Here is a 5,757-nt window from a genome sequence, read left to right as displayed (position 1 = left end):
CCCCGAGGCCGTGCCGAAGCGGTCCACCCGCAGGCCCTCCCCTTTGTAGGCCCCCCCTGCCTCGGGAGAGATGTCCAGGTCGGTGCAGCCGAGGAGGTTCGCGTGATTGACGAAGAACCCGCCCCGGAAGCCCATGCCTTCCGCGCTGATGAGGCCCTGGTTCGTCACGCTGCCCGTGGCGAGGAAGGCCAGGATGCCGCCGCTGCGCCCATCCCATGGACGGGCCACGAGCGAGGCACCCGCGGACACGAGGACGTTCGTGTACTCGGGCACGGAGACCACCTGCGCGCCCGGCGCGGTATAGGCATGCACCAGGGGCTCCGAGAAGCGCAGCCCGGGCGGCGATTCCGATACCGCTTCCACGCGCGCCAGCTCCCAGTGGCCCATCCGCCGAAGCTCCAGGGTGCCGCCATCCGTGGAGACCACGGCCTCCTGCGCCCCTCCGCTCTGGTGGAGGAGCACCAGCGTGCCGGCGGTGAAGCCCGAAACGCGCTGCACCGGAGCGTCGTGGGCTCCGGCCACCACGAGCTCCGTCAGCGGCGTGGCGGCGTTGAGGACGCGCCCCACCGTCGTGACGGACAGCGCGCCATAACGGCCCGAGCCCAGGCCGAAGGAATCCAGCTCCGCCAGCGCGGGGGACGCCGGGAGCAACACGAGCAGGCAGGACAGGACGAAGCGCATGCCCCCTCATGCTGCCTCAGAAGCCGGGTCTACCGCGAGTGCGGGTCCCCTGGAGGCTCACTCGCCCGAGGGGTTCATCAGCGCCCGGGCGTTGCGCGGTGCGAAGAAGGGCTGGCGCGAGAGCCTCGGCAGGGCGCGCTTGTCCACGCACCACAGCTGGAGCGCATCCTCCCACTCGCCCAGCTCCGCCACCGCGCGCACGTCCGGCGCATCGCGGTAGAGGCTGTTGAGGTTGTGCACCAGCGCGGACAGGTCCTCCACCTCCCAGCGCTCCGTCACGTCGCCAGTCATGACGTGGAGCTCCAGCACGGGGCGCTCACGCACGTCCACCACCTTGAAGCGGCGGGCCGCGCCGCCCATGGCGGTGGTGAGCGGCCCCACCAGTTCGTCGGCGCGCACGCCGTACCCCACGGACAAGCCGCCTTCGAGCAGGCCCGCGTCACACAGGCGCAGCAGGGACACATGGGGAGGCTCGCCACGCGGCAGCAGCGCCGCGGCGGCATCGCGGTCCTTGAGGAGTCGCTCCCGGGCGAGCACGTCGAGCAATGGGGCCATCTCGGCCCACAGCCTATCGCTCCTCGCCGCTCCAGGAGTCCACCTCCGCGGCGACATGGAAGCGAAGCGTCCAGGCACGGCGTGACGCGGGACTGCGCCAACAGCCACTGTCGCCTGCCGCGCACCCAATGAAGTCCGTCGTTGGAGCCACGCACGCGCGAGGGGAAACTCCCGCGCCGTGGACACTCGACGCGTATATCCCCGTTTCGCCATCGCCTCCCTGCTCGGCAACGTCGCCTTCCTCGCCTCCTGGGGTGTGGTGCTGATGCGCCCCTCGGGCTGGCAGGTGGTCGGCCCGCTCCTGCTCCTCATGTTCCTCGTCCTGCGGGTGGGCGGCATGTGGCTCTTCGCCTCGCGCCACCCGGTGGAGGAACGCCCACGCATGCGGCGCACGGCGACCCTCACCACCGTGCTGGCGCTCATCGCCGTGGGCATCTGGGTCTACACCGTGCTGCAAGGCCCGCGCGGTTTCTGAGCCCCAGAAACGGCTCGCGGGCGCCGCCTCCAGACTGAACCGTCCGGAAGCACAGCGCCCGCGATGACTGCCGTGTGCTGACCGCTACACGTTGAAGCGGAAGTGCATGCAGTCGCCGTCCTGGACGACGTACTCCTTGCCTTCCACGCGCAGCAGGCCCTTCTCCTTCACGGCGGACTCGCTGCCCAGCTTCACCAGGTCCTCCCAGCGCATCACCTCGGCCTTGATGAAGCCGCGCTCGAAGTCGGAGTGGATGACGCCGGCCGCCTGCGGGGCCTTGTAGCCCTGGTGGATGGTCCACGCGCGGCACTCCTGCTCGCCCACGGTGAAGTACGTCCACAGGCCCAGCAGCTTGTAGCCGGCGCGCACCACCTTGTGCAGACCCGGCTCGGACAGGCCCGCGCTCTCCAGGAAGCCCGGACGCTCCGACTCCGGAAGCTGCTGGATTTCGGACTCCAGCGCGGCGGCGAGCACCACCACCTCGAAGCCCTCCTTCGCGGCCATCTCCCGAACGGCCTTCACGTGGGGGTTCGCGTCCTCCTTGCCCAGCTCCGCCTCGCCGATGTTCGCCACGTACAGCACGGGCTTGTCGGTGAGCAGGAACAGGTCATGGATGACGGCGCTCTCCTCCTCGGTGAGCTTCTGGGCGCGCACGGTGATGCCGTTGTCCAGGCCCGCCTTGATGCGGTCCAGCAACGCCACCTCGGCCTTGGCCTCCTCGCCGGCCTTGCCGCCCACCTTCGTGTTCTTCAAGGTGCGCTCGCGGCGCTTCTCCACCGTCTCCAGGTCCTTGAGGCACAGCTCCGTGTCGACCACGTCCCGGTCCCGCACCGGATTCACCCCGCCCTCGACGTGGGTGACGTTGTCGTCCTCGAAGCAGCGCAGCACGTGGAGCACGGCGTTGACCTGGCGGATGTTGCCCAGGAACTGGTTGCCCAGGCCTTCGCCCTTGGAGGCGCCGCGCACCAAGCCGGCGATGTCCACGAACTCCAGCGAGGTGGGCACCTTCTTCAGCGGCTTGATGAGCGCGGACAGCTGGTCCAGGCGGTCATCCGGCACGGGCACCACGCCCACGTTGGGCTCGATGGTGCAGAAGGGATAGTTGGCCGCCTGCGCGCCCGCGGCCGACAGCGCGTTGAACAGGGTGGACTTGCCGACGTTGGGCAGCCCGACGATTCCGATGGATAGACCCATGGTGATTCCCTGGAACACGCGCGCCGGGGGGCGCGCTTCCCCAAAAGGGGATTAGGCGGTGCGGCGCACGGAGCCGGAGGCGCTGGTGCCGGTCAGCGGCAGCCCCTGGACGAACTGCTCGGCCAACGCGCGTTGCTTGCTGTCGTCCATGCGCTCGCTGATGAGCTTGCCGGCGACTTCCATGGCCAGGTCGACCGCCATGGAGCGGACCTCGGCGATGGCCTTCGCCTTCTGCTCGTCAATCTCGCGACGCGCGCTCAGCTTGAGCTCCTCGGCCTCCTTGCGGCTCTTGGCCATGAGCTCCTCGCGGAACTTCTCCATCTCCTGCGTGTTGCGGCGCATCATCTCCGCGGCCTCGCGACGGGCCTCGGCGATGGCCGTCTTCTGGTCGGCCAGCAGCTTCTCCGCCTCGGCGCGCTCACGCTTGGCGCTCTCGATGGAGCTGGAGATCTGCTTCTCGCGCTCCTCGACCAGCGAGAGGATGGGGCCCCACGCCTTCATCTTCAGGAAGATGGCGACGAGGATGAAGGTGACGAGCGTCCAGAAGATGAGGCCCGGCTGGACCTTCACGAGGTTACTGGCGGCGAGGACGGAGGGCAGGAACATGGCGGGATGTCCAGCGAGAGGGAGGGATGCTGCGAAGACTTCGGTTTCCGCGGCAGGAGCGGCCGGCGCCCGAGGAGGAATTCCCTACGGGCACCGGCGAGCCACCAGCGACGACTCGACCTGCGCGCGCCTTAAGCCCTGGTGGCGAGCAGGATGCAAACGACCAGCGCGAACAGCGTGGCGCCTTCGATGAGGGCCGCCGCGATGATCATCGTGGTGCGGATGTCGCCGCCCGCGGCCGGCTGACGGCCCGTGGCGTCCATGGCGGCGGCGGCCAGCTTACCGATGCCGAGCGCGGCACCGATGACGGAGAGACCGGCACCCAGACCGGCGGCGAGGAAGGCAAGAGCGAGGTTGGTCATGGTGACACTTGTTCTTTCGTAGCGTGGACCCGCTTGTGGGGGGGTCGTGATGTCCCTTGAGGACTACCTCCGGCGGCCTTTCGAACCGCCGGGTCTTCGACCGGGGCGCTGGACTTCAGCGCCCCGCTAACTCGTCAGAACGGCCTAGACGTGGTGCGCCTTGCCGTGGTCGTGGCTGGGGCCCGCCTCGGCGTGGCCGTGGTCGTCATGGTGATGAGCCATGGCCACGCCCATGCCGATGAACAGCGCGGACAGCATCGTGAAGACATACGCCTGCACGAAGGCCACGAACAGCTCAAGCAGGTAGATGGCGAAGGCGAAGGGCACGCTCACCGCCGCCACCGCGGGGTGGCCGAGGATGAAGATGAGGCCCAGGAGGAAGAAGAGGACGATGTGGCCCGCCAGCATGTTGGCGAACAGACGCATCGTCAGGGCGAAGGGCTTGGTGAACAGGCCCAGGAACTCCACGGGAACCATGATGGGCCACAGCCACGGCGCCACGCCACCCGTCAGGTGCTTCAGGTAGCCACCCAGCCCCACCGCGCGGATGCCCGCCACCTGGGTGATGACGAAGGTGCAGATCGACAGCGCCGCGGTGACGGCCAGGTTGCCGGTGGCGGTCGCCATCCCGGGCACCAGGCCCAGCATGTTCATGAAGAGAATGAAGAAGAACGCGGTGAGCAGGAAGGGCACATAGCGGGGGCCCTCCTCCTTGCCGATGTTCTTGATGGCCAGTTCGTCACGCACGAACAGCACCAGCATCTCGATGATGTTGGCGCCCGCGCCGCGCGGCACCAGCTTCGTCTTGTCGCGGTTGCCCCAAATCAACAGGGTGGCAATCAGCAGCAGCGCCGCCAGCCACATCATCACGGCGTGCTTCGAGAGGGACAGGTCCAGGCAGCCTTCCGTGAAGCCCGGAATCTCCTCGCCGTGCTCCGTCATCCGGGGCGCGCACCCGTTGGCCTTCAGCGGGACGTGCCACTTCGGAAAATCCAGCGCCTTGATGGGGGTGCTGAGCGGAACCTCGAACTCGAGGTAGGGCGAGTCCACGACGTGGTGGAGGATGTACCCCGGCACGTCGTCTTCGGACCCCGCGGCCCACGCCGTGGCTGCAAACAGACTGGCGAACAGCACCATTGCCTTGCGCATCACTCGTCTCCGCCCGCCGATTCCTTCGACGCGGCCATCACGTAGCTCACTTCAATCCACTGCAGCACGAAGTAGACGCCGAAGAAGCCGGCGATGAATGGGACCGCCGCCATTCCCCGCGACACCACGCCCCACAGCCCCGCCAGCACGCCCACGGCCCGAAGGCCAAAGACGATTCCAACCACCTTCAGCGCGGCGTTGAGGTCCTGCCGCACCGCCCGCCACTTCAGCACCAGCGCCACCGCGCCCGTCACCGTCGCCAGCCCCACACCCCACAACGCCGAAACCCGGTTCTCCACCATCCGCGGCATCAACGCCGCCAGCGCCAGGCCCACCACCGCCACGCCACCCGCCAGCGCCGCATGACTCTTGAACGAGTCCTCCCTGCCACCGCTGCTCCGCGCCGTCACTTCCGCTTCCCCAGTCGGGCTATCTCATGGAGGAACCCATAGAAGCCCACGCAGATACCCACCAGGCTCAGCACCACCATCAGCCAGGGGCCCGTCCCCAACCACCCGTCCAGCCAGTAGCCGCCCAGCACGCCCACCACCGCTCCGCCCACCAGCTTCCACACCGCCGAGATGTAGGGTTGCGCCGCCCGCATCTGCCGGGCCGTCTCCCCCAACTCGCTGTCGTCCGAATCGCCCGGTTTCCGGGGCTCCTTCACTTCCATTCGGGCGCCTCCCCAAACCCCGGGAAAACCTCGCTTTTCCAACCCCGTCGCCCCACCCCCTC

At 68.5% G+C, this 5,757-nt stretch carries 8 protein-coding genes and 1 pseudogene; 1 reads left to right on the top strand and 8 read right to left on the bottom strand.

The window, feature by feature from the left end:
* Together HNV26_RS36605 and HNV26_RS36600 are read right to left on the bottom strand one after the other, a co-directional pair.
* A pseudogene (locus HNV26_RS36605) lies at positions 1–681 on the bottom strand (adventurous gliding motility protein AgmC); the annotation flags it as partial.
* Positions 682–738: 57 nt separating this feature from the next.
* Positions 739–1,236, bottom strand: coding sequence for a hypothetical protein (locus HNV26_RS36600; protein WP_171445489.1), 498 nt, complete (start codon positions 1,234–1,236; stop codon positions 739–741).
* A gap of 178 nt (positions 1,237–1,414) precedes the next feature.
* Here HNV26_RS36600 and HNV26_RS36595 point away from each other — a divergent pair, with 178 nt between their 5' ends.
* The gene (locus tag HNV26_RS36595) at positions 1,415–1,711 is read left to right on the top strand and encodes a hypothetical protein (protein ID WP_090486717.1); all 297 of its coding nucleotides are present in this window, start codon (positions 1,415–1,417) and stop codon (positions 1,709–1,711) included.
* Positions 1,712–1,795: 84 nt separating this feature from the next.
* Here the strand turns inward: HNV26_RS36595 and ychF are convergent, their stop codons facing one another.
* From ychF to HNV26_RS36565, 6 genes are all read right to left on the bottom strand, one after another.
* The gene (ychF, locus tag HNV26_RS36590) at positions 1,796–2,905 is read right to left on the bottom strand and encodes a redox-regulated ATPase YchF (RefSeq protein WP_090487067.1); all 1,110 of its coding nucleotides are present in this window, start codon (positions 2,903–2,905) and stop codon (positions 1,796–1,798) included.
* A gap of 51 nt (positions 2,906–2,956) precedes the next feature.
* On the bottom strand, positions 2,957–3,511 hold the full coding sequence (gene atpF, locus HNV26_RS36585; protein WP_171445488.1) for a F0F1 ATP synthase subunit B: 555 nt from the start codon (positions 3,509–3,511) through the stop codon (positions 2,957–2,959).
* Positions 3,512–3,642: 131 nt separating this feature from the next.
* Positions 3,643–3,873 carry an ATP synthase F0 subunit C gene (locus HNV26_RS36580; protein WP_171445487.1) on the bottom strand — a complete coding sequence of 77 codons (231 nt, stop codon included), beginning with the start codon at positions 3,871–3,873 and terminating at the stop codon, positions 3,643–3,645.
* Positions 3,874–4,017: 144 nt separating this feature from the next.
* On the bottom strand, positions 4,018–5,022 hold the full coding sequence (atpB, locus tag HNV26_RS36575) for a F0F1 ATP synthase subunit A (protein WP_171445486.1): 1,005 nt from the start codon (positions 5,020–5,022) through the stop codon (positions 4,018–4,020).
* A complete protein-coding gene (locus HNV26_RS36570) occupies positions 5,022–5,432 on the bottom strand; it encodes a hypothetical protein (protein ID WP_171445485.1) in 411 nt (136 codons plus the stop codon). Before HNV26_RS36570 ends, atpB begins: the two co-directional genes overlap by 1 nt.
* Positions 5,429–5,695, bottom strand: a complete 267-nt coding sequence (locus HNV26_RS36565) for an AtpZ/AtpI family protein (RefSeq protein WP_171445484.1) — start codon at positions 5,693–5,695, stop codon at positions 5,429–5,431. Before HNV26_RS36565 ends, HNV26_RS36570 begins: the two co-directional genes overlap by 4 nt.
* Between the last annotated feature and the right edge of the window lie 62 nt (positions 5,696–5,757).

This window comes from Myxococcus xanthus (assembly GCF_013116825.1).
GTDB classification, from domain to species: domain Bacteria; phylum Myxococcota; class Myxococcia; order Myxococcales; family Myxococcaceae; genus Myxococcus; species Myxococcus xanthus_B.
This window is presented reverse-complemented; position numbering and strand designations above follow the sequence as displayed.

Excerpts from the sequence above, each read along its gene's own strand:
- atpF (WP_171445488.1), bottom strand. The coding sequence starts at position 3,511 with ATGTTCCTGCCCTCCGTCCTCGCCGCCAGTAACCTCGTGAAGGTCCAG.
- ychF (WP_090487067.1), bottom strand. The coding sequence starts at position 2,905 with ATGGGTCTATCCATCGGAATCGTCGGGCTGCCCAACGTCGGCAAGTCC.
- atpB (WP_171445486.1), bottom strand. The coding sequence starts at position 5,022 with ATGCGCAAGGCAATGGTGCTGTTCGCCAGTCTGTTTGCAGCCACGGCG.
- HNV26_RS36580 (WP_171445487.1), bottom strand. The coding sequence starts at position 3,873 with ATGACCAACCTCGCTCTTGCCTTCCTCGCCGCCGGTCTGGGTGCCGGT.
- HNV26_RS36565 (WP_171445484.1), bottom strand. The coding sequence starts at position 5,695 with ATGGAAGTGAAGGAGCCCCGGAAACCGGGCGATTCGGACGACAGCGAG.
- HNV26_RS36600 (WP_171445489.1), bottom strand. The coding sequence starts at position 1,236 with ATGGCCCCATTGCTCGACGTGCTCGCCCGGGAGCGACTCCTCAAGGAC.